This is a genomic window from Empedobacter sp. UBA3239 (assembly GCF_002362875.1).
Taxonomy (GTDB): Bacteria; Bacteroidota; Bacteroidia; order Flavobacteriales; family Weeksellaceae; genus Empedobacter; species Empedobacter falsenii_B.
Window position 1 is genome coordinate 3,204 of the sequence record NZ_DEVJ01000066.1, and the last position, 342, is coordinate 3,545.

A 342-nucleotide genomic window follows, 5' to 3' on the forward strand; every position below is an offset into this window, starting at 1 on the left:
ATCAATATAATTTACAAAGCTTCTATTTTTTATAGAAGCTTTTTCTTTTCATAAAATATCGAAGTATCTTGCGTTCGATTTCATATAACATGCAAAAAATTCAAAATAATAAAACCTTAATTTCTATTGTTGGACCAACTGCAATTGGTAAAACAAATTTGGCAATAGAAATTGCAAAACATTTTCAATCCGAAATTATTTCTTGTGATAGTCGTCAATTTTTCAAAGAAATGAAGATAGGAACTGCTGTTCCTTCTGAGGAAGAATTGACTGAAGTGAAGCATCATTTTATTCAAAATATTTCTATTCACGAAAAATATTCGGTTGGTGATTTTGAGCGTG

1 protein-coding gene is annotated in these 342 nt (G+C 28.4%); it reads left to right on the forward strand.

All coding sequences use genetic code 11. The annotated features are described in order from the left end of the window. Positions 1-89: 89 nt before the first annotated feature. Positions 90-342 (forward strand): isopentenyl transferase family protein (locus tag B4G36_RS09890; protein ID WP_291063706.1); only part of this gene is annotated, 253 nt, incomplete at its 3' end.